17 protein-coding genes, 1 tRNA gene and 1 pseudogene are annotated in these 18,922 nt (G+C 73.0%); 6 read left to right on the top strand and 13 right to left on the bottom strand.

The annotated features are described in order from the left end of the window. Positions 1–6 precede the first annotated feature (6 nt). The 6 genes from AB0B83_RS10740 to AB0B83_RS10765 form a co-directional block, all read right to left on the bottom strand. Positions 7–477 carry a hypothetical protein gene (locus tag AB0B83_RS10740; protein WP_357577955.1) on the bottom strand — a complete coding sequence of 157 codons (471 nt, stop codon included), beginning with the start codon at positions 475–477 and terminating at the stop codon, positions 7–9. Positions 478–604: 127 nt separating this feature from the next. Continuing rightward, complete coding sequence (locus AB0B83_RS10745) at positions 605–4,189, bottom strand: adenylate/guanylate cyclase domain-containing protein (RefSeq protein ID WP_357577956.1); 3,585 nt, start codon at positions 4,187–4,189, stop codon at positions 605–607. Next, positions 4,186–5,013, bottom strand: a complete 828-nt coding sequence (locus AB0B83_RS10750; protein ID WP_357577957.1) for an MBL fold metallo-hydrolase — start codon at positions 5,011–5,013, stop codon at positions 4,186–4,188. The genes AB0B83_RS10745 and AB0B83_RS10750 overlap by 4 nt, the downstream gene beginning before the upstream one ends. A 121-nt stretch (positions 5,014–5,134) precedes the next feature. Next, positions 5,135–5,596: a RidA family protein gene (locus tag AB0B83_RS10755; RefSeq protein ID WP_357577958.1), complete on the bottom strand. Its 462-nt coding sequence runs from the start codon at positions 5,594–5,596 to the stop codon at positions 5,135–5,137. Further along, positions 5,593–5,748, bottom strand: coding sequence for a DUF4177 domain-containing protein (locus AB0B83_RS10760; protein ID WP_018222171.1), 156 nt, complete (start codon positions 5,746–5,748; stop codon positions 5,593–5,595). The genes AB0B83_RS10755 and AB0B83_RS10760 overlap by 4 nt, the downstream gene beginning before the upstream one ends. 46 nt (positions 5,749–5,794) lie before the next feature. Next, positions 5,795–6,268, bottom strand: coding sequence for a hypothetical protein (locus AB0B83_RS10765; RefSeq protein WP_357577959.1), 474 nt, complete (start codon positions 6,266–6,268; stop codon positions 5,795–5,797). A 309-nt stretch (positions 6,269–6,577) separates the two neighbouring features. Between AB0B83_RS10765 and AB0B83_RS10770 the strand changes: the two genes are divergently transcribed. The 3 genes from AB0B83_RS10770 to AB0B83_RS10780 are packed head-to-tail and all read left to right on the top strand — an operon-like array spanning position 6,578 to position 9,516. Continuing rightward, positions 6,578–7,306, top strand: coding sequence for a hypothetical protein (locus tag AB0B83_RS10770; RefSeq protein WP_357577960.1), 729 nt, complete (start codon positions 6,578–6,580; stop codon positions 7,304–7,306). A 26-nt stretch (positions 7,307–7,332) separates the two neighbouring features. Continuing rightward, a complete protein-coding gene (locus AB0B83_RS10775) occupies positions 7,333–8,310 on the top strand; it encodes an ArsA-related P-loop ATPase (RefSeq protein WP_357577961.1) in 978 nt (325 codons plus the stop codon). A gap of 54 nt (positions 8,311–8,364) precedes the next feature. After that, complete coding sequence (locus AB0B83_RS10780) at positions 8,365–9,516, top strand: ArsA-related P-loop ATPase (RefSeq protein ID WP_311413228.1); 1,152 nt, start codon at positions 8,365–8,367, stop codon at positions 9,514–9,516. A gap of 6 nt (positions 9,517–9,522) precedes the next feature. Here AB0B83_RS10780 and AB0B83_RS10785 read toward each other — a convergent pair whose 3' ends face one another. Further along, a complete protein-coding gene (locus tag AB0B83_RS10785; protein ID WP_132238543.1) occupies positions 9,523–9,843 on the bottom strand; it encodes a WhiB family transcriptional regulator in 321 nt (106 codons plus the stop codon). 404 nt (positions 9,844–10,247) lie between these two features. On the opposite strand from AB0B83_RS10785, the gene AB0B83_RS10790 reads away from it, so the two are divergent. Further along, a complete protein-coding gene (locus AB0B83_RS10790; RefSeq protein ID WP_357577962.1) occupies positions 10,248–12,689 on the top strand; it encodes a penicillin-binding protein in 2,442 nt (813 codons plus the stop codon). Between the two features lie 84 nt (positions 12,690–12,773). On the opposite strand, the gene AB0B83_RS10795 is transcribed toward AB0B83_RS10790, so the two are convergent. Continuing rightward, a complete protein-coding gene (locus tag AB0B83_RS10795; RefSeq protein WP_132238537.1) occupies positions 12,774–13,229 on the bottom strand; it encodes a GatB/YqeY domain-containing protein in 456 nt (151 codons plus the stop codon). A 25-nt stretch (positions 13,230–13,254) separates the two neighbouring features. Here AB0B83_RS10795 and AB0B83_RS10800 point away from each other — a divergent pair, with 25 nt between their 5' ends. Together AB0B83_RS10800 and AB0B83_RS10805 are read left to right on the top strand one after the other, a co-directional pair. Continuing rightward, positions 13,255–14,148: a metallophosphoesterase gene (locus AB0B83_RS10800; protein WP_357577963.1), complete on the top strand. Its 894-nt coding sequence runs from the start codon at positions 13,255–13,257 to the stop codon at positions 14,146–14,148. A gap of 274 nt (positions 14,149–14,422) precedes the next feature. Continuing rightward, a tRNA-Pro gene (locus tag AB0B83_RS10805) sits at positions 14,423–14,496 on the top strand. Between the two features lie 75 nt (positions 14,497–14,571). On the opposite strand, the gene AB0B83_RS10810 is transcribed toward AB0B83_RS10805, so the two are convergent. The 5 genes and pseudogenes from AB0B83_RS10810 to AB0B83_RS10830 form a co-directional block, all read right to left on the bottom strand. Continuing rightward, positions 14,572–15,789 (bottom strand): site-specific integrase, encoded by a 1,218-nt coding sequence (locus AB0B83_RS10810; RefSeq protein WP_357577964.1) that lies wholly within the window; start codon positions 15,787–15,789, stop codon positions 14,572–14,574. After that, positions 15,789–15,986 (bottom strand): excisionase family DNA-binding protein, encoded by a 198-nt coding sequence (locus tag AB0B83_RS10815; RefSeq protein ID WP_357577965.1) that lies wholly within the window; start codon positions 15,984–15,986, stop codon positions 15,789–15,791. The genes AB0B83_RS10810 and AB0B83_RS10815 overlap by 1 nt, the downstream gene beginning before the upstream one ends. Continuing rightward, the gene (locus tag AB0B83_RS10820; RefSeq protein ID WP_357577966.1) at positions 15,983–17,548 is read right to left on the bottom strand and encodes a replication initiator; all 1,566 of its coding nucleotides are present in this window, start codon (positions 17,546–17,548) and stop codon (positions 15,983–15,985) included. The genes AB0B83_RS10815 and AB0B83_RS10820 overlap by 4 nt, the downstream gene beginning before the upstream one ends. Before the next feature lie 592 nt (positions 17,549–18,140). Then, the gene (locus tag AB0B83_RS10825) at positions 18,141–18,422 is read right to left on the bottom strand and encodes a hypothetical protein (protein ID WP_132238501.1); all 282 of its coding nucleotides are present in this window, start codon (positions 18,420–18,422) and stop codon (positions 18,141–18,143) included. 406 nt (positions 18,423–18,828) lie between these two features. Continuing rightward, a pseudogene (locus AB0B83_RS10830) lies at positions 18,829–18,922 on the bottom strand (aldose epimerase); the annotation flags it as partial.

Consider the following 18,922-nt stretch of genomic DNA (forward strand, 5'->3'; position numbering starts at 1 on the left):
GACGGCTCAGTGAACCGCATCAGCGGCCGGAACGGCACCGGCAGCGGAATCGCCTCCGCCGCCCACCGCCCCCGGGCCCGCGCGACGGTCGTCCCACCGAAGCCCGGCGGCGGTCGCCACCGCGCCGAGGCCCTCCCAGACGGCCACTCCGAAGAACCGCCCGGGCGCGATGTCGGCCAGCACCGCGATGCTGAACACCGTGAACGTGACCAGCCGGAACAGCACCGTGAAGCGGAAGAACGACCGCCACTCGGTGGCGGTGGCGAGCAGGTAGTAGACCCCCATGTTGAACGAGGCCATTGAGGAGGCGATGAGGAAGGTGCCGGTGTGGTCGCCGGCCGCGCGCGTCGCCGGCACCTCGAAGCCGAGCATTCGCAGCAGCGCCTCCGGCCAGACCAGCCCGACCGCGCCCATGAGCAGGGCCAGCACGCCGAAGACCGCGATCGTCCATCCGGCGGCCGAACGCGGCAACCTCATCACGGCCCTCCCCAGACCCGACGCGGTCGCACGACCGACCGCCCCTCGGACCTGACACGCTATCGGCCATCCCCGACACACCGCATCCCCAGAACCGCCAGACCTTCCGGTTCCGGGGTCCGCGGGACTAGGGGGTGGACAGTCGCGCCCGCAGGGCGTCGGCGGCGGCACGCTCGCTGCGCTGCTCGGTCGCGTACGCCAGGCGGACCGCCTCCTCGGCGCTGGCGAGCGCCTCCGCGGACCGGCCGCAGGCCGCGAGCGCCTCGGCGAGCACCCGGGCGGCGACCACCTGGCTGCGCACGTCCTCCGCCGGGGCGGCGACGGCCCGCCGGGCCCAGTCCAGCGCCTGCTCGCACTGGCCGTGGGCGAGCAGGGCGGACGCGTACCGGGCCATGGTCTGGCGGCGGGAGAAGAGCAGCGAGGGCACGGTGGCGGCGGCGGTGGCCACCGGGGCGAGCAGCCCCACGGCGGTCGCGGAGTCGCCGGCGGCCAGCCGGGCGGTGGCCAGCAGCACCCGGGGCCCCACCTGGGCGGGCGCCTGCGGGTTGTGCGGCTCGACGGCGGTCAGCACCGACCGGGCGTCCCGCTCGGCCGTGTCGCAGTCGCCCAGGTCCAGCGCCACGAACCCGCGCAGCGTGCCGGCCATCCCGGTGAGCAACGGGTGCGACGTCCGCTCCGCGTACGACAGCGCGTCGGTGAGCAGGTCGGCGGCGTGCCCCGGCTCGCCCAGCCCGCGCGCCACGACGCCCCGGACGACCAGCGCGAACCCGCGCCCCCAGTCGTCGGAGGCGGCGGCGAACTCGCGGTACGCCCGGCGGGCCCCCCGGTCCGCCTCGCCCAGCTCGCCCAGCTCGGCGGTGGCGAACGCCTCGACCGCGCGCAGCGTGCCCACCGCCCACGCCTCGCCGACCCGCTCGCCGAACGGCAGGAAGACCTGCGCCATCCGGCACGCCTCGCCCAGCCGGCCGGCGAGCAGCCGGGCGAAGGCGGTGGTGCCGCGCAGCCAGGCCCGCCCGTACGGGTCCTTCAGCTCGGCGAAGAGCCGGGCGGCCCGGCCGAGCACGGCGTCGGTGCCAGCGAAGTCGCCCCGGGTCGTGGTCACCCAGGCCAGGTTCTGCAACGACCACGCCTGCCCCCGGCGGTCCTGCGACTGGAGGCTGACCTGGTACGACGCGGCGAGCCGGCTGCTGGCCTGCCCTAACCGCCCGGCAACGAAGTCGGCCATGCCGAGGCGGCGCATCGCCGAGGCGCGCAGCGTCGGCAGCCCGCCGGCCGTGGCCACCTGCAACGCCTCCTGCCAGCAGCCCACCGCGCGCGCCTGGTCGCCCATGGTCTGGTGGGCCTGCCCGGCGAGCAGCAGCGCGCTGGTCCGGACGGCGGACTCGTCGCCGGCGTTGGCGGCGATCTTCTCGGCGAAGGCGAGCGCGTCGGCGGGGCGTCCGACCTGGAGCAGCGCCCGGGCGTGCACCACCCGGTCGGCCGCCGGCACCCCGTCCCGGGCCAGCTCGGCCGCGCGTTCGGCGTACTCCACGGCCAGCGCGGGCTCACCCGCCTGCAACGAGCGGCGCGCGGCCCCGCCGAGCGCGGCGACGCCCAGACCGACGACGGCCCGCGCCGGCGCGTCCGGCCGCAGCCCGACCGCGTCGGCCAGCGCGGCGGCCCGTTCCACGTGCTGGGCCACGAAGACGTCCCGGGCCGCCTCGGCGAAGCCGCCCGGCGCGCCCGCCCCCGCCGACGGGCCGGCCGCGGCCCACCGGGCCAGCGCCGCGTGCCGCTCGGCCAGTTCCGCCTTGCTCACCCCGGCGTACGCGGCCTCCCGCATCAGCGGGGTCGCGAAGGCGTACCCGGTGCGGGTGCGGTGCAGCATCCGGCGTTGCAGCAGCTCCTCCACCGCCCGTTCCAGCTCGACGGCGACCACCGCCGCCGGTCGGCCGTCGCGGCCGGCCCGCTGCTCGCGCAGCGCCTCCAGCGCACCGTCCGGCACCGTGTCGCCGACGACGGCCGCGTCCCGCAGCACGGAGCGGGCCTCCGCCGGCAGCGCGTCGATGCGCGCGGCGAGCACCGCGGCCAAGTCGCGGGAGAGCAGGCGACTGCCGAGCGAGCCGGGCACCAGTCGCCAGCCGCCCGGATTCGGGGAGTTCCGCTCGGCGACGGTGGTCAGCGCGCCCCGCTCCATCAGCAGGGTGACCAGCTCGGCCAGGTAGAACGGGTTGCCCTGGGCGGTGGCGAGCAGCCGGTCGGCGTCGGCCTGCGGCAGCCTGCCGCCGCCGAGGTAGGTGGTGAGCAGCCGGGCCGCGTCGGCGCCGCGCAGCGGTGGCAGCGCGTGCACCTCGGCGTCGGCGACCCGGGTCAGCGCCCCGGCGGTACGCACCAGCTCGGGCCGGCCGAGCAGCAGCACCAGCACCGGGCCGGCGAGCCGGGACAGGGTGACCCCGAGCGCCTCGATGGTCTCGGCGGTGGCGTCGTGCAGGTCGTCGACGACGACCACCAGGGGCGCCTCCCCGGCGAGCGCGGTGAGCAGGTCCGCGACCGCGTTCGGCACGGTGTCGGCGTCGACGGGCTGGGCGGTGCCCCACTCGCCCTGGTCGGCCGGGCCGCCGCCGGGCAGCTCGGCGTACCCGAGCAGGGCCAGCAGCTGGTCGATGGCGACCGGCGCCGGCGTGCCGGTGCGGCTGAGTCGCTGGCCGAGCCGGCGCAGCCGTTCCTCGACGGCCGGGCGGGTGAGCGCGGTGGCGGCGTCGTTGGGCAGGCCGACCGCCGCCCGGACCAGGTCGGCCAGGGGCGCGAGCCGGCGTCGCTCGCCGAACGCGGCGCAGCGCACCGACAGCACCCGGGCGCCGGTGTGCGCGGCGTACCGGCCCGGGCCCACGTCGTAGCCGGCGGCGAGGCGTTCCACCTCGGCGGCGAACCGGGACTTGCCGATCCCGGCCTCGGCCGTCATCAGCAGCACCCGGGGTTCGGCGCGGTCGATCACCTCGGCGAGCCGGCCGGCGACCCGGCCGATCTCGGTCTCCCGGCCGACGAAGGGCGCCTCGTCGCCGAGGCCGGACCGGGTGCCCGGGGCGTCCAGGAGACCGAGCAGCTCGTACGCCTCGACCGGCTCCCGCTTGCCCTTGAGCCGCAGCGGGCGCAACGCCCGCCAGGAGGCCACGTGCCGGGTGGCGGCGGAGGTCCGCGCCCCCGCGTAGACCGCGCCGACGGCGGCGGCGTCGGCCAGCCGGGCGGCGGTGTTGACGGTGTCGCCGATGACCGTGTACTCGATGGCGGCCTGGATACCGGCGATCACGTCGCCGGTGTTCAGCCCGACCCGCAGGCCGAGCGGCGCGCCGCCGCCCCGCTCGTCGTCGAGGACCCGGCGGACCGCCCGCTGCATCGACAGCGCGGCCCGCACGGCCCGCTCGGCGTCGTCCTCGTGCGCGACCGGCGCCCCGAAGACCGCCATGATCCCGTCGCCGGTGAGCTTGTCGACGTGGCCGCCGAACGTCTTCACCGCGCCGGCCAGCGCGGCGAGCACCCGGTCGGTGACCGCGCCGACGCGTTCCGGGTCGAGGTCCTCGGACCAGGAGGTGAAGTCGGACAGGTCGCCGAAGAGCACCGTCACCACGCGGCGTTCGGCCGCGGGCAGCGTCGCGGCGGCCGGCAGCGCGGCGCCGCAGTTGTGGCAGAACCGCGCGCCGGGCACGGCGACGGTTCCGCACACCGGGCAGGTCACGCTTGCTCCAACCCCGCGGCACCTCCGCCGGATTCCCGGCCCAGGTACTCCAGCTGGGCCCGGACGGACCACTCGGCGGCCCACCACAGCGACCGGTCGACGTCGGCGTAGACCGTCGCGACCACCTCGGCGGCGGTGGTGGCGCCCGCGGCGACCGCCGCCCGGACCTGGTCGAGCCGGGCCCGGCGGTGGGCCAGGTAGAAGTCCGCGGCGACGCCGCAGTCGGCCAGCGCCGGGCCGTGCCCCGGCAGCGCCGGGATCCCCCGGTACGTCGAGAGCAGCTCCAGGCTGGCCAGGTAGTCCCCGAGGTGCCCATCCGGGTGGGCGACCACGGTGGTCCCCCGGCCCAGGATCGTGTCGCCGGTCAGGACCACCCGCTCGTCGCCGTGCTCGACCAGGAAGCAGACCGAGTCGCCGGTGTGCCCGGGGGTCGGCACGAGTCGGACGCCCAGCCCGTGGCCGTCCAGCTCTCCGCCCGGCCCGGTCAGCGGCTCCCCGGCGATGGTGTGCGCCGGGTCGGCGGCGCGTACGGGCACCCCGCCGAGCAGCTCGTGCAGGCGGCGCGAGCCGTCGGTGTGGTCGGGGTGGCCGTGGGTGATCAGCACCAGGCCGATCGGCCCCCGCGCGGCGATCGCCGCCAGGTGCCCCTCGTCGGCCGGGCCCGGGTCGACCACGACGGCGTGCTCCCGGCCGGGGGCGCGCAGCACCCAGGTGTTGGTGCCGTCGAGCGTCATCGGCCCTGGGTTCGGGGCACGCAGCAGCGTCACCCAACCCGGCAACCCGTCGGCGAGCGCCGCCGCCGGCGCGGTGAAGTGCCCGGTCATGGCTGCGATCGTACGGCCCCGCCGGCCACTCCCCGCGATCTTGCAGGCTCCGCCTCTGATACGTCCCGGTTCGCGGCTTTTGCCGGGCGCGAGACGCAAGATCGCGGGGAGGGGGTGCGGGTCAGGAGACCTCGACGACGACCTCGACCTCGACGGGGGCGTCCAGGGGCAGCTCGGCCACGCCGACGGCGCTGCGCGCGTGCCGGCCGGCCTCACCGAAGACCGCGCCGAACAGGTCGGACGCGCCGTTGATCACGCCCGGGATGGCGGTGAACCCGGAGGAGGCCGCGACGAAGCCGGTCAGCTTGACGATCTTGACGACGTTCTCCAGGCCGACCAGCGAGTCGATCGCGGCCAGCGCGTTGAGCGCGCACTGCTGGGCCAGGTCCTTGGCCTGCTCGGCGGAGACGCCGGCGCCGACCTTGCCGGTGGCGAGCAGCTTCCCCTCGACCATCGGCAGCTGCCCGGAGACATAGACGTGCTGCCCGGACTGGACGGCCGGCACGTAGCTGGCCAACGGCGGGGTCACCTCGGGCAGCGTGTGCCCGAGTTCGGCGAGTTTCGCGTGCGGACCGTTGCTCATGCCTTCGGCCGCTTCAGGTAGGCGACGAGCTGCTCCGGGTTGGGACCGGGAACCACGGAGACGAGTTCCCACCCGTCCTCACCCCAGTTGTCGAGGATCTGCTTGGTCGCGTGGACCAGCAGCGGGACCGTGGAGTATTCCCACTTCTGCATAGGTGGAGGGCTCCCTTGGCTGGAGTTCGACTTCTCGACGCACAGCCTACGGTCCGGCGGACGGGCGGGGCACGGGACGCTGCTCCGGGGGCGCCGGCACCTCCCCGCAGGAGCCGCCGTGCTCGTACGGCTGGGGGCAGCGGGAGCGGTCCGGCAGCAGCAGGTCGCAGAAGACCCGGTGCCGGTTGTTCTGGTCGTCGGTGCTGGAGACGGTGGTCTCGCCGGCGTCCAGCTCGTTGAGGAAGCTCAGCGAGGTGGCGACCGTTCCGGCCAGCGCGGTGGCCGCCCTCAGGTCGGCGACCCGGATCGGCAGGTGGATGACGAAGCCGGGCTCCTCCTCGTCCCGGGCTCCGGGCCGAGCGGGCACGGGCACCACCTCGACGGGTTCGGCGAGCCGCCGGTACGACCGTTCGTTGACGGGTAGGCCGACGCCGCCCTCGGTCTCCCCCGGGAAGCCGGGCCGCCGCGCCCGGTCGCCCACCGGGAACTGGGCCCGAGGAATGTTGTCCACGTCGCGCATGCCTTGCCTCCGGACGTCGTACCTGGTCAGGTCATCGCTCGCGGTCCGGACCCTCCGCCCGGCCCGCCCCCCGCGCCGCTGAGAACGTAGGTCGGCGGCGACAGCCACGCCAACCGGACGCGCACAGACGATCACCCAAAGTCACATATGCGACACACCATCGGTAAGGAACCTGACGGCACCCGCCGCCCCCCGGAGCGGGGAACCGACCGTTACCCTTCCGGTCGGACGGGCGCTCCGCCGGCTCGCCGCCAGCTCGATCACGCTCGTCGCCCGGTCAGGCGGCGACGCCGCAACCCGGGGGATGAGATGACCCAACCACCCAGCGGTGGTCCCGTCGGACCGCCGGCCGACCAGCCCGGCTCCCCGGCGGCTCCCGACCCGGTCGCCGTACCCGGCCCGGCAGTCCCATCCGGTCCGGCCGCCGCGCCCTACCCGGCCACCCCGTCCGGCCCGGCCACCCCACCTGGCCCGGCTGCCGCCCCTCCGCCCGGCCCGGCCGCCGCCCCTCCGCCCGGCCCGGCCGCCGCCCCGGACCCGTCGATCCCGCCGGCCCCGGCCGGGTACCCGCCCTACCAGCCGCCCGCCGCGCCGAAGAAGAAGCGCGGCGTGCTCATCGCCTCCATCGCCCTGGCCGTGGTCCTGCTGCTCTGCGCCGGCGGCGGCGTCGTCGCGTTCCTGACGCTGCGCGACGCCGACAGCGGTACGGGGGCCAAGGAGCCGACGGTCGCGGTCGACGAATTCCTCAAGGCCGTCTACCAGGAGCGCGACGCGGACCGGGCGGCCGGCCTGGTCTGCTCCTCGTCGCGGGACGAGAAGAAGATCGCCGCGAAGGTGGCCGAGGTCGAGAAGCACATCTCGGCCCACCAGAACCCCCGGTTCCGGTGGAGCACCCCGAAGGTGGACAACCAGACCGGGGATCGCGCCATGGTCACCACCAAGGTCACCATGACCACCGCGGACGAGAAGGTGGCCGACCAGGACCTGCGGTTCACCGTGGTGAAGAAGACGGGTTGGTGGGTCTGCGAGGTCGCCTGAGCCCACGGCCTGGATAGGCTCGACGGGTGCGAGCAGCAGAGTCGCCGGCCGACCCGGCCGGCACCCAGTGGCCGGCCCGCCTCCACGTCGTGACCGGCAAGGGCGGCACCGGCAAGACCAGCGTCGCGGCGGCGCTGGCCCTCGCGCTGGCCGCCGGCGGCCGGCGCACGCTGCTGGTCGAGGTCGAGGGGCGGCAGGGCATCGCCCAACTCTTCGGCACCGATCCGCTGCCGTACGAGGAGCGGCACCTGACCGACGCGCCGGGCGGCGGGGAGGTGCGGGCCCTGGCGGTGGACGCCGAGGAGGCCCTGCTGGAGTACCTCGACATGTTCTACAAGCTCGGTGCGGCCGGCCGGGCGCTGCGCAAGCTCGGGGCGATCGACTTCGCCACCACCATCGCCCCGGGCCTGCGGGACGTCCTGCTCACCGGCAAGGTGAAGGAGGCGACCACCCGCACCGTCGGCCAGCGGCGCGCGTACGACGCGGTGGTGCTGGACGCGCCGCCCACCGGGCGGATCGGTCGGTTCCTCAACGTCACCGCCGAGACGGCCCGGCTGGCCAAGGTGGGCCCGATCAAGACCCAGAGCGAGGGGGTCGCGGCGCTGCTGCGCTCCCCGATCACCGCCGTGCACGTCGTCACCCTGCTGGAGGAGATGCCGGTCCAGGAGACGGTCGACGCGATCGCCGAGCTGACCCAGCTCGGCTTCCCGGTGGGGCGGGTGATCGTCAACGGCGCCCGGCCCCCGCTGCCGGCGGGGCGGGTGGTGGCCGCCACCGAGCTGGAGCGGGGGCTGCGCGCCGCCGGGCTGCCGACCGACCGGGACACCGTGGCCGGGCTCGTCGCCGAGGCGCGCGACCAGGCCATCCGCCGCGAGCTGGAGGATTCGCTCCGCGCCGACCTGGTGGAGCTTGGGCTGCCGATGACCGAGCTGCCGCTGCTGCCCGACGGGGTGGACCGGGCCGGCCTGGACCAGCTCGCCGCGACCCTCGTCCGGGCGGATTGACTCACACCTGCGACCGGCCCGGGCGCACGGACCGACCCGGCCCGATACGCTCGATTGGTGCCTTCCGAAGACGCGGCGCCGCAGCTGGACGTCGACCAGATCCTCGCCGATCCGGGCGTCCGGATCGTGGTGTGCTGCGGGGCGGGCGGGGTGGGGAAGACGACCACGGCCGCCGCGCTCGCGCTGCGCGCCGCGGAGCGACACGGCCGGCGCACGGTGGTGCTCACCATCGACCCGGCCCGCCGGCTGGCCCAGTCGCTCGGGCTGACCGAGCTGGACAACACCCCCCGCCAGGTCAAGGGGATCGACGTCGAGGCCAGCGGCGGCGAGCTGCACGCCATGATGCTCGACATGAAGCGCACCTTCGACGACGTGGTGCTCCAGCACACCGACCCGGCGAAGGCGGCGGAGATCTTCGCCAACCCCTTCTACCAGGCCATGAGCTCGACCTTCGCCGGCACGCAGGAATACATGGCGATGGAGAAGCTGGGCCAGTTGCACGCCCGGGGCGAGTGGGACCTGATCGTGGTGGACACCCCGCCGTCCCGCTCGGCGCTCGACTTCCTGGACGCACCGGCCCGCCTGTCCCGCTTCCTCGACGGGCGGATGCTGCGGCTGCTGCTGGCCCCGGCGCGTACCGGCGGGCGGAGCATGTTCAGCCTGGTCACGGCCTCGTTCGGGATGTTCTCCAAGGTCGTGCAGAAGGTGCTCGGGGCCCAGTTGCTGACCGACCTCTCCGGTTTCGTCGCCGCGTTGGATTCGATGTTCGGCGGCTTCCGGCAGCGCGCCGAGCAGACGTACCGCATCCTCCAGGCGCGGGAGACGGCGTTCCTGCTGGTCGCGGCGCCGGAGCCGGACGCGGTCCGGGAGGCCGCCTACTTCGCGGGCCGGCTGCGCGAGGAGAAGATGCCGCTGGCGGGCCTGGTGCTCAACCGGGTGCACCGCTCGGCGGTGCCCGGGCTCGACGCGGCGGAGAGCCTGGCCGCCGCGGAGCGGCTGGCCGGCCTCGGCGGGCACGAGGGCACCGTCGACGTGCTGCGGGCCCACGCGGCGCTGGCCCAGCAGGCGGTACGCGAGCGGCAGGTGGCGGCCCGCTTCACCGAGGCGTTCCCGGCGGTGCCGGCGGTGTCGGTGACGGCGCAGCCCGCCGACGTGCACGACGTCGACGGGCTGCGGACGATCGGCGCGGCGATCAGCCGGCCGTGACGGTGCTCAGCCGGCGGTGGTGACGAGGATCTTGTCCTTGCCGGTCTTGTCCTTGGCGTTCTTCTTCATCGCGGCCTCGAACATCTTGCGCCAGCTCGCCACCTGTGGGTGACGGCGCAACAGCGCACGGCGTTCGCGTTCGGTCATGCCGCCCCACACTCCGAACTCGATCCGGTTGTCCAGCGCGTCGGCCAGGCACTCGTACCGAACTGGGCAGCTCCGGCAGATCCGCTTCGCCACGTTCTGTTCGGCGCCCTGTACGAACAACGCGTCCGGGTCCCCGTTCTGACACGCCGCCAGCGACGGCCAGTCAGTGATCATGCCCATCTGTACACGTCCCCCCTTGCAGTACCTACCGACCCCGTCGCGGACCAGCCGGCAATCCCCCCGATCGCCCTGCCCGCCTTCCCCAAGGCGGCACGGACGACATGTGGCGCTGTCGCCGCCACCATCATGCTCTGTAGTCGCCTGATTACGCAACGTTGTCGGCGAAATCCATCATTCCGGACACTCCCGGCTTCCCGGGCTTCGCGACCGCCGGTTACCCCGTCGGGGTACGTGAAAACGCTGCGGGCCCCCTCCGTCAGGAGGGAAACTCGGCGGCGGATTCACGCAACCACTCACCGGGGGTCGTGCGTTTAGCACAACGAGGTCGGCGCGCGCAGGAAATGGGGAAAGAACGCCCCGGCGCCCCTCGTTCCCTACTCGCGTACCCTGTCGAGGTGACCTGGATGCGGAAACGTGACCACAATGTGCTGACCAACGCCGCATCGCTACTCATCTGTGGCCTGTTGGCCGGCGTGGTGGTCGCGGCAGCGGCCTTCCCCGCAGTGGCGATGTCCGGACTGGCCGCGAAGGCCGGCGCCGAGACCTTCGGCGCACTGCCCAAGGAGCTGACCGTGGCCCGCGCGCCGCAGATCAGCTACCTTCTCGCCTCCGACGGCAAGACCCCGCTGGCGACCATGTACGACGAGAACCGTCGCGACGTGAAGCTGGCCGACGTCGCGCCCGTCATGCAGAAGGCGATCATCGCCGCCGAGGACCACGACTTCTACAAGCACAACGGCGTCGACCTCAACGGCATCGCCCGGGCGTTCGTCAACAACCAGTCCAACGCGTCCAGCCAGCAGGGCGCCTCGACGCTGACCATGCAGTACGTCCGGCTCGCCATCGCCTACTCGGCGAGCCACCCGGCGGACGTGGTCGCGGCCACCGAGGACACCAGCGCCCGGAAGCTGCGCGAGATGCGCTACGCGATCCAGATCGACAAGGAGCTCTCCAAGGACGAGATCCTGGAGCGCTACCTCAACATCGCCGCGTTCGGCAACGGCGCGTACGGCGTCTACGCCGCCAGCCAGGTCTACTTCAACAAGCCGCCGAGCAAGCTGAAGCTCGAGGAAGCGGCCATGCTCGCCGGCATGGTGAAGGCGCCGAGCACCAACGACCCGACCACCAAGAGCGGCCACGCGGCGGCCCTCGCCCGGCGCAACTACGTCATCCAGAACATGGTCGAGACCGCCGCCATCACCCAGCAGGAGGCGGACGCGGCGAAGGCCACCAAGCTCGTGGTCACCGGCAAGCGCGCCCCCAACGGCTGCGTCTCGACCAACGAGAAGGGCTGGGGCTTCTTCTGCGACTACTTCTACCGCTGGTGGATGCAGCAGGAGACGTTCGGCTCGACCTCGTACGACCGGGAGCGGCGGCTGAAGAGCGGCGGCTACACGGTCATCACCACCCTGGACCCGCAGGCCCAGCGGGGCGCCGACAAGGCCGTCCGCAAGGCCAAGTCGGAGAAGAGCAAGGAAGCCGCCATGGTGGCGGTGCTCGAGCCGGGCACCGGCCGGGTGCGGGCGCTGGCGGTGAACCGCAACTTCAAGCTCGACGACCCGAAGAAGCCGGTCAACAAGGCGCACAGCGACCCCAAGCAGCGCAAGAAGGGCAAGCTCGGCAACTACCCGAACACCGTCAACCCGCTGCTCACCGGCGGCGACGGCATCACGGGCTACCAGGCCGGCTCGACCTTCAAGATCTTCACGATCGTGGCGGCGCTGGAGAAGGGCATCCCGCTCGGCTACACGATCAACGCCCCGCAGGCCTTCAAGTCGGAATACATCGTCGAGGCGGGCAGCCCGGCCGCCTGCCCGGGCACCAACAAGTACTGCCCGACCAACTCCGGCAAGAAGGCCGGCGGCGTACAGAACATGTGGAGCGCCTTCGCCTCCTCCATCAACACGTACTTCGTGCCGCTCCAGCAGCAGGTCGGCGCGGAGAACGTGGTCGACGTGGCCAAGCGGCTCGGCATCCAGTTCCGGGTCACCAAGGAGAACGACTGGGCCAACAACAAGGCGGCCGCGCACGACTGGGGCGCGTTCACCCTGGGCGTCTCGAACACCACCCCGCTGGAGCTGGCCAACGCCTACGCCACCCTCGCGGCCGACGGCAGGTACTGCGAGCCCATCCCGGTGCAGATGATCAAGGACCCGGAGGGCAAGAAGCTCGACATCGCCAACCCGCGCTGCGAGAAGCGGGTCAGCACCGAGGTGGCCCGTGCCGCCGTCGACGCCGCCCGCTGCCCGGTCGGTGACAACTCCTCCACCACCAAGTGCGGCGGCAGCCGTACGGCGGCGAACGTCCGGGGCATCGTCGACGCGCCGGTGGCCGGCAAGTCCGGCACCACCGACTCGGAGAAGAGCGCGGCCCTGGTCGCGATGACCAAGCAGTACGCGGTGGCCGGCATCATGGCCGACCCGGACTGGCCGCAGACCAACGTCAAGATGAAGCACAACCAGAAGGACGGCATCAACCCGCCGGTCTACGAGACGCTGCGCGACGCCATGAAGGGCAAGGACCGGAAGAACTTCGAGCCCCCGGGCAAGAAGATCTCCGAGGGCGACCAGCGCCGGATCCCCGACGTGAAGTGCCTCGACCCGGAGCAGGCGAAGTCCCGGATCAAGGCGGAGGGCTTCGACGCGGTCATCTCCGACATCAAGGTCCCGTCGAGCTGCCCGGCCGGCAAGGCCGCCGGCACCAGCCCCGACGGCCGGACCATCAAGGGCGGCGTGGTCACCATCCAGATCAGCTCCGGCGGCGGCACCGCCCCGGGCACGACGCCCGACAACAACAACCGGCCGCCGAACACCCCCGGCCGACCGCCGGGCCGCTCCGGCGGCTGAGCCGGCCGGACGAACGCCACGGGCGGGCACCCTTCGCGGGGTGCCCGCCCGTTTCGCGTTTGCGGGTCGGTGCGGCCGGGCCTGTCAGAGGCCGAGCTGGCGGCGTACCTCGGCGGCGACGCGACCGCCCTCGGCCCGGCCGGCCACCGCCGCCTGGGCCGCCTTCATGGCCGGGCCCATCTGCGACTTGCCGGTGAAGCCGCCCGCGGCGAGCGCCCCCGCGACCAGCTCGGTCAGCTCGGCGTCGGGGAGCTGCTTCGGCAGGTAGCGCTCCAGCACCTCGCCCTCGGCGATCTCCTTCGTGGCCTGCTCGGTGCGGCCGGCGTCACCGAAGGCGGTGGCGGCCTCCCGGCGCTTCTTCGCCTCCTTGGTCAGCACCGCGAGCACCTCGTCGTCGGTGAGCTCGCGCTTGGCCTTGCCGGCGACCTCGGCGGTGCCGACGGCGGCAAGCGCCATCCGCAGCGTGGAGGTGGTCAGCTCGTCGCGCGCCTTCAGGGCGGCGCGCATGTCGGCGGTCAGACGGTCCTTCAGCGTGCTCATGGTCGGTGAAACTACCCTGAACGGCATGCGAAAGCGCACACTATTCCGGCTCGCGACCGGGACCGCCGCGCTCGGCGCGGCGACCCTGGCCTACGCGTCACTCGTCGAGCGCAACATGTTCACCCTGCGGCGGTACGACGTGCCGGTGCTGCCGGCCGACGCGGAGCCCCTGCGGGTCCTGCACCTGTCGGACCTGCACATGATGCCCGACCAGGGGCGTAAGCAGCGCTGGGTGGCATCGCTGGCCGCCCTCGACCCCGACCTGGTCGTGGTCACCGGGGACAACATGGCGCACCCCGGCGCCGTGCCCGGCGTGCTGCACGCCCTCCAGCCGCTGCTCGACTTCCCGGGGGCCTTCGTCTTCGGTTCCAACGACTACACCGGGCCGGTCTGGAAGAACCCGTTCACCTACTTCCTGCCCGACCGGGAGTACACCGAGGGCGTCGAACTGCCGCACGAGGAGCTGCGGGACGTCTTCGTCGGCGCCGGCTGGGCGGACCTGAACAACGCCCGCACCACCGTCAAGGCCGGCGGCCGGGTCGTCGAGCTGCTCGGCGTGGACGACCCGCACGTCGAACGGGACGACTACGACTCGGTCGCCGGGCCGGTGTCGCCCACCGCCGATCTGTCGATCGCGCTCACCCACTCCCCCGAGCCGGCCGTCCTCGACCGGATGGCCGCCGACGGCTTCGGGCTGATGCTCGCCGGCCACACCCACGGCGGTCAGGTCTGCGTACCGGGGTTCGGCGCGCTGGTCACCAACTGCGGCCTGCCCCGCTCCATGGCACGCGGCCTGCACCGCTGGCCCGGCTCCGACTCGTGGCTGCACGTCTCCGCCGGCCTCGGGACGCATCCGACCGCGCCGGTCCGGTTCGCCTGCCCGCCGGAGGCGAGCGTGCTGACCCTGATCCCCCGCTGACCCGCGGCTCGCCCTCCTGACCCCGGGTCCGCCCGCCGGCCGTCCGAGGCCCGGCGGGCGGGCCGGTCTGGGCGCGATGATGCGCGTCGGCACGGATCCGTGACCGACGCCCGGGCCTCGGTGTGGCCGTCCTTTCGAGCTGAATCGTCTACGACATCAGCCACGGTGCCCTGGGCTTGACCGCTCCCGCGAGGGCAGGCAGGGGGTGCCAGGGGCGGTGGGGGTACCGAGTTGGACCCCCGGGCGGGGTGGGCTACTATTTGTCGGCACGCCTCGGGGTGTGGCGCAGCTTGGTAGCGCGCTTCGTTCGGGACGAAGAGGTCGTCGGTTCGAATCCGGCCACCCCGACCGAGGTCAGGGGCCACTCTCCATCGATGAGAGTGGCCCCTGACGCATTCGTACAGCAGTCGAGTACAGCAGCGGCTATCGCAGGCTCTCCCCCAGGCGCTTGAGTGCGTCGCGGGTGGCGTCCGAGGACGCCTGTGAGTAGATCTCCATCGTCACCGACACCTCCGCGTGCCGAAGCACCTGCATGATGACGCGCGGGTGCACGTCCAGGTCGACGAGCAGGGTCGCGCAGGTGCGCCGGGCGTCGTGCACGGTGATCTTCCGAACCCCGGCGCGGGCGCAGCGGGCGTCCCAGGAACGGTTGAAGTTGCGCGGCTCGACCGGCGTTCCGTAGCGGGTGGTGAACAGCAGCCGGGAGCCCTGCCAGGCGATGCCCGCCTGATCACGGTCGTTCTTCCTCGCGCTCTGGCGGAGGTCGAGTGCCGCCGCGCAGATGTCTGGCAGCGGGAGCATGGCGTCCGAGGTCTGCGTCTTGGTCTCGCGGTGCAGCAGTTGGCCGCCGACCCGCTGCAACTGCCAGCCGATCGACAACTCCCCGGCCGCCAGGTCGACGGCGTCCTCGGTGAGGCCGAGCACCTCACCCTTGCGCAGGCCGAGCACCAGGATCAGCACGTACGCGGCGTAGAGCGGATCCCGGTCGGCCCGCGCGGACTCCAGGAAGCGACGCGCCTCGTCACTGGTCCACGCCCGGCCCCTACGGCGGCGGACCGGTGGCAGCTTGACCAGCGCGGCGGCGTTGCGGGTGACCAGTTCCTCGGTGGCGGCGTGGTTGAGCGCCGAGCGCAGCACGCCCCGGATGTCCTTGACGGTGCGGGCGGACGGCGTGTCACCGCAGCACCGGCCGAGCGCGCAACAGCGCCGTCGCGCCTCCGGACGGCGGGCGTCCTTGCCCTGCGCGCAGCACTGGCAGGCGCGTGCCACCTCGTTGATCCACGTCTGCACGTCGCGCACCTGGAGCCGGTCGAGCCGCTTCCCACCGAGGCCGGGGATCACGTACAGCCGGAGGATCGTCTCGTACGTGGCGCAGGTCAGCGGCGCGAGGTTGGGCCGCACCACATCCCGGTGCCAGTACGTCAGGTAGTCACCGAGGGTCGGGACCCGGGTGGCGACCGGCCCGGCCTTGGCCTGCTGGTGCAGCTTGATCCACTTGTCGTGGACGATCTCGCGGGTCTGTCCGTAGACGTACTTGCGGGTGCGCTTGCCGTCGGGCTTGGTGACCCAGACGTAGGCGGCGAAGCCGTTGCGGTAGGGGAAGATCGAGCCTTCGCCGTTGGCTCGTGCGCGTGCGGGCATCAGGCCGCCTCCTGCCGCTCGACCTGATCGCGGACGTACTCGTCGACCCACTCGGGGAGGACGCGGCGGTACTTGCCGTCCTTGATGGAGCGCAGCTCGCCGGTGGCGATCTTCATCTTGACCTTGGACAGGCCGAAGCCGAGCAGGACGGCGACCTCGGCGGGCGAGTACCAGCGCGGGGTGAGTTCTCGGCTCATGCGGCGGCCCCGGTCAGCCACGCTTCGTGGGCGAGTTCTTCCCGGCCGACGCGTTGGCGTTCGCGGTGTTGGGCGGCGGCGGTGTTGGCGAGTAGAGCGTCACCGTTGGTGAGCCAGCCGGAGCCGACAAAGGCCAGGGCGCCCACGGTGATCGTGTCGGCGGTGTCGTCTGCGGTGCGGCGGTAGGTGGCGCGGGTGTCGCGGAGCAGGCCAAAGGTGACCGAGTAGCGGCGGGCCTTGGTGAGAAAGTGGCCGCCGTAGCCGAGCATGTGCGCCCAGCGGCGCAGCCCGGCGTAGGGGTTCGGTTTGCTGTCAAGGTCGCCTTGACGGTCGCCCGGCTGCGCGGCGGTGCGGCTGGTGTGGTGGTGGGTGGGGCGGCCGAGTCGCCAGCAGGCGTCGATGAGGCGGGCGAGGTGGTCGCCTTCGGGGTCGGCGTAGGCGTCGACGGTGTCAGGGGTGAGCCGGGTGGAGCAGTGGCCGGTGGCCTCGGTGGACTTGGTGGCGTATTTAGCCAGGTAGGCGGCCACCTTCCCGTCGGTCACGTCCCCGTCGCTGGTACCGATGCGGCGTACGTCGACCTGTTCGCCCCAGGCGATCGGCCAGCCGTGCGGCCGGTCGAGGTGCGGCGGGGTGGTGACGGTGATCTGCCGGGCGGCGGCGTGCACGGCGGCGTCGAGGTCGTCGGCGGTGATGCCGGCCGGTGGCGGGACGAGGGCGTGCCGGTCGAGCGGGTCGACGCCGTCGAGGCGCAACAGGACGTGGAAGTGCACCGCTCCCCGGCGCTGCATCTCGGCGACCTTCCCGTGCGACACCCGCACCGGCGGCACCCGGCGCACACGGCCGGAGTCGGTGACGACCTGGACGTGGGCGATGCCGCGTCGACGGCACAGGGCGGTGAGGTGGCGTTCGATGGCCTGCTTGGTGCGCCGCCACAGCTCACCGGAGAAGGCGTTCCACACGACCTGGTGGTCATGGTCGTAGCAGTCCAGGCACAACGGCCGACCGAGCTGCGGATCATCCGCGTCATGGCGGGCGAAGCAGGCCGCGGGCTGCCCGTGCGGGCAGGTGCCGGCGGTGCGGCGGGCGTGGCAGGGTGCCGGGCGGCAGTCGCAGCGCCGCCGGTCGGCGCAGGTGTGGCGGGGGATGTGCCGGTGGTGGACCGGGCCGAAGGACGGTGCGGTGAAGGTGGCGAAGACGACCGGGTGCCGGGCGACAGTGGTGGGGACGGTCTTGCCGCCGATCAGGCCGCAGCGGACGACCTGAAAGGCGTCGCCGGCGTAGACCCAGGCGCAGTCGGGGCACTGGGCGGCACGGCGGTTGCCGCACGCCTTGTACAGCGTCCGGTCGGGCAGCTCGTCGGTGTGCCGTTTTCCAAGCACGCGGCCGGTGCCGGGTTCGACGGCGGTGAGGGTGCCGGTCAGGCGGATCGGGCGGGTGCAGCCGGCGGCGGCGCGGGTGTGCTCCAGCCAGCCGAAGAAGTCCGGCGTGGCGGCACGGTGCAGGGCTTGAGCTTTACGGCCGTCGGCGAGGCCGGGGCGGTGCAGGGTGAGCAGGGCAGACACGAATCTCTCCTCGGGCGGTGGCAGGGACAGCGGGCGAACAGCCACCGGACGCCGGAGCGGTATCCGTCGGTGGTGTTCGTGGTGTCTCCTGGCACCGCCTGGGGAGGGCGGCTAACGCCGGAGGGCGGATGTGTGGCCGAGCCACTGACCGCCGTTGGGGTAGGTCCTTCCGGTTTGCGGATCGTGAGTGTGATGCCGGGACGGGTGGGGTGCCTGGTCGTCGGCTTCCGGAGAGTTGCCGCAGGCAGTCCCCACCCGTCGAGGTACGCGAATCCGGGCCACCGTGGACGGCAGGAAAGGCCGTGCTGGACCGCTTAGCGGATTCCGGGACCGGCACAACGGCCGGTGCGATGGAGAGCCGACGGGACGTGACTCGCATCAGCGGCAGGAAGGCCGCTCGGCAATTCCGAAGTCGAGCTCAGCGATACGGCAGGAAGGCCGCGCTGGCGTGCTCGATGGAGACCACGGTAGCACCGAGCACCGACACGTCAACCCACCGTGAGTCAGTCGCTATAAAATTGATCTTGTAGCGACTGGTTGATGCCACCCATATCGAAGGGTGATGCGGTGGACGACCGATCCTCTCGAAACGTCAGGTGTACTCGGTGAGGACAAAGCTGTGACCCTCGTCGGTAGGGTCCACGACGACATCGATCGTGCTTCTGTCCGCGAACCGCAGCGTGAAGACGGGGTCGAGGTCGCAAAGCAGTGCGAAGCCGGCTCGATTCTCGTCGTCGTTGAGGACGGCGTGGCCGCTTGCCTCCCAGGTACCGTCGTCAGCAGTGGTAACCACGATGTCCACCTCGACGCTGCCGAGCAGGGTTACGGGATTAGCCCACCAGTCCAGCCAGCAGCGACCCTCGAAACGGTCCACTCCGCCATCTTGCCAAGGTAGGTCGGCCCGGCCACCGGCCGTGGGAGGACTTTCCTTACATCTATCAAGGCGGCCCTGAGCGGGCCGCACGCGCCGCCGCCAGGGCGCGCGGCCTGCACTCCGCTGTCGCTCCGCTCCGGCCACGCAACACGCCCGGCGGCTGGCGCGGAGAGCGGGGAGCCCGGTGGGCCGCCGCAGAACGACAGCAGCATTGACCGGGTGGTGGTGGGCCGGCAGCCGGCCGGACCGCGCGGCCACGAGCCGCGCGGCGTAGGGGAGCGCACGCCGGCCGCGTCGGCGAGCTGGCGGCGGTTGCGGGGGTTGCGGTTACTGCGCCTCCGGCGGGGGCGCTCCGGCTCCAGGATGGCCGGACTCCGCCGGCGGGTCACGGTTCGTGGGTGGTTGCCAGCCCGTGGATGGCCACGCCCCGGTCCGGCTCGCTGAGGGTGAGCTGCAACGACCGCTCGCCGAAGGTGTAGCGCCCGTCGCGGATCCGGTTC

Origin of the sequence: Micromonospora sp. NPDC049060 (assembly GCF_040649055.1) — a bacterium.
In the GTDB taxonomy this organism is placed as follows: Bacteria; Actinomycetota; Actinomycetes; order Mycobacteriales; family Micromonosporaceae; genus Micromonospora; species Micromonospora reichwaldensis.

Coding starts and splice junctions, on each gene's coding strand:
- AB0B83_RS10740 (WP_357577955.1), bottom strand. CDS start 477: ATGAGGTTGCCGCGTTCGGCCGCCGGATGGACGATCGCGGTCTTCGGC.
- AB0B83_RS10750 (WP_357577957.1), bottom strand. CDS start 5,013: ATGACCGGGCACTTCACCGCGCCGGCGGCGGCGCTCGCCGACGGGTTG.
- AB0B83_RS10755 (WP_357577958.1), bottom strand. CDS start 5,596: ATGAGCAACGGTCCGCACGCGAAACTCGCCGAACTCGGGCACACGCTG.
- AB0B83_RS10760 (WP_018222171.1), bottom strand. CDS start 5,748: ATGCAGAAGTGGGAATACTCCACGGTCCCGCTGCTGGTCCACGCGACC.
- AB0B83_RS10765 (WP_357577959.1), bottom strand. CDS start 6,268: ATGCGCGACGTGGACAACATTCCTCGGGCCCAGTTCCCGGTGGGCGAC.
- AB0B83_RS10770 (WP_357577960.1), top strand. CDS start 6,578: ATGACCCAACCACCCAGCGGTGGTCCCGTCGGACCGCCGGCCGACCAG.
- AB0B83_RS10785 (WP_132238543.1), bottom strand. CDS start 9,843: ATGGGCATGATCACTGACTGGCCGTCGCTGGCGGCGTGTCAGAACGGG.
- AB0B83_RS10790 (WP_357577962.1), top strand. CDS start 10,248: ATGCGGAAACGTGACCACAATGTGCTGACCAACGCCGCATCGCTACTC.
- AB0B83_RS10795 (WP_132238537.1), bottom strand. CDS start 13,229: ATGAGCACGCTGAAGGACCGTCTGACCGCCGACATGCGCGCCGCCCTG.
- AB0B83_RS10800 (WP_357577963.1), top strand. CDS start 13,255: ATGCGAAAGCGCACACTATTCCGGCTCGCGACCGGGACCGCCGCGCTC.
- AB0B83_RS10810 (WP_357577964.1), bottom strand. CDS start 15,789: ATGCCCGCACGCGCACGAGCCAACGGCGAAGGCTCGATCTTCCCCTAC.
- AB0B83_RS10815 (WP_357577965.1), bottom strand. CDS start 15,986: ATGAGCCGAGAACTCACCCCGCGCTGGTACTCGCCCGCCGAGGTCGCC.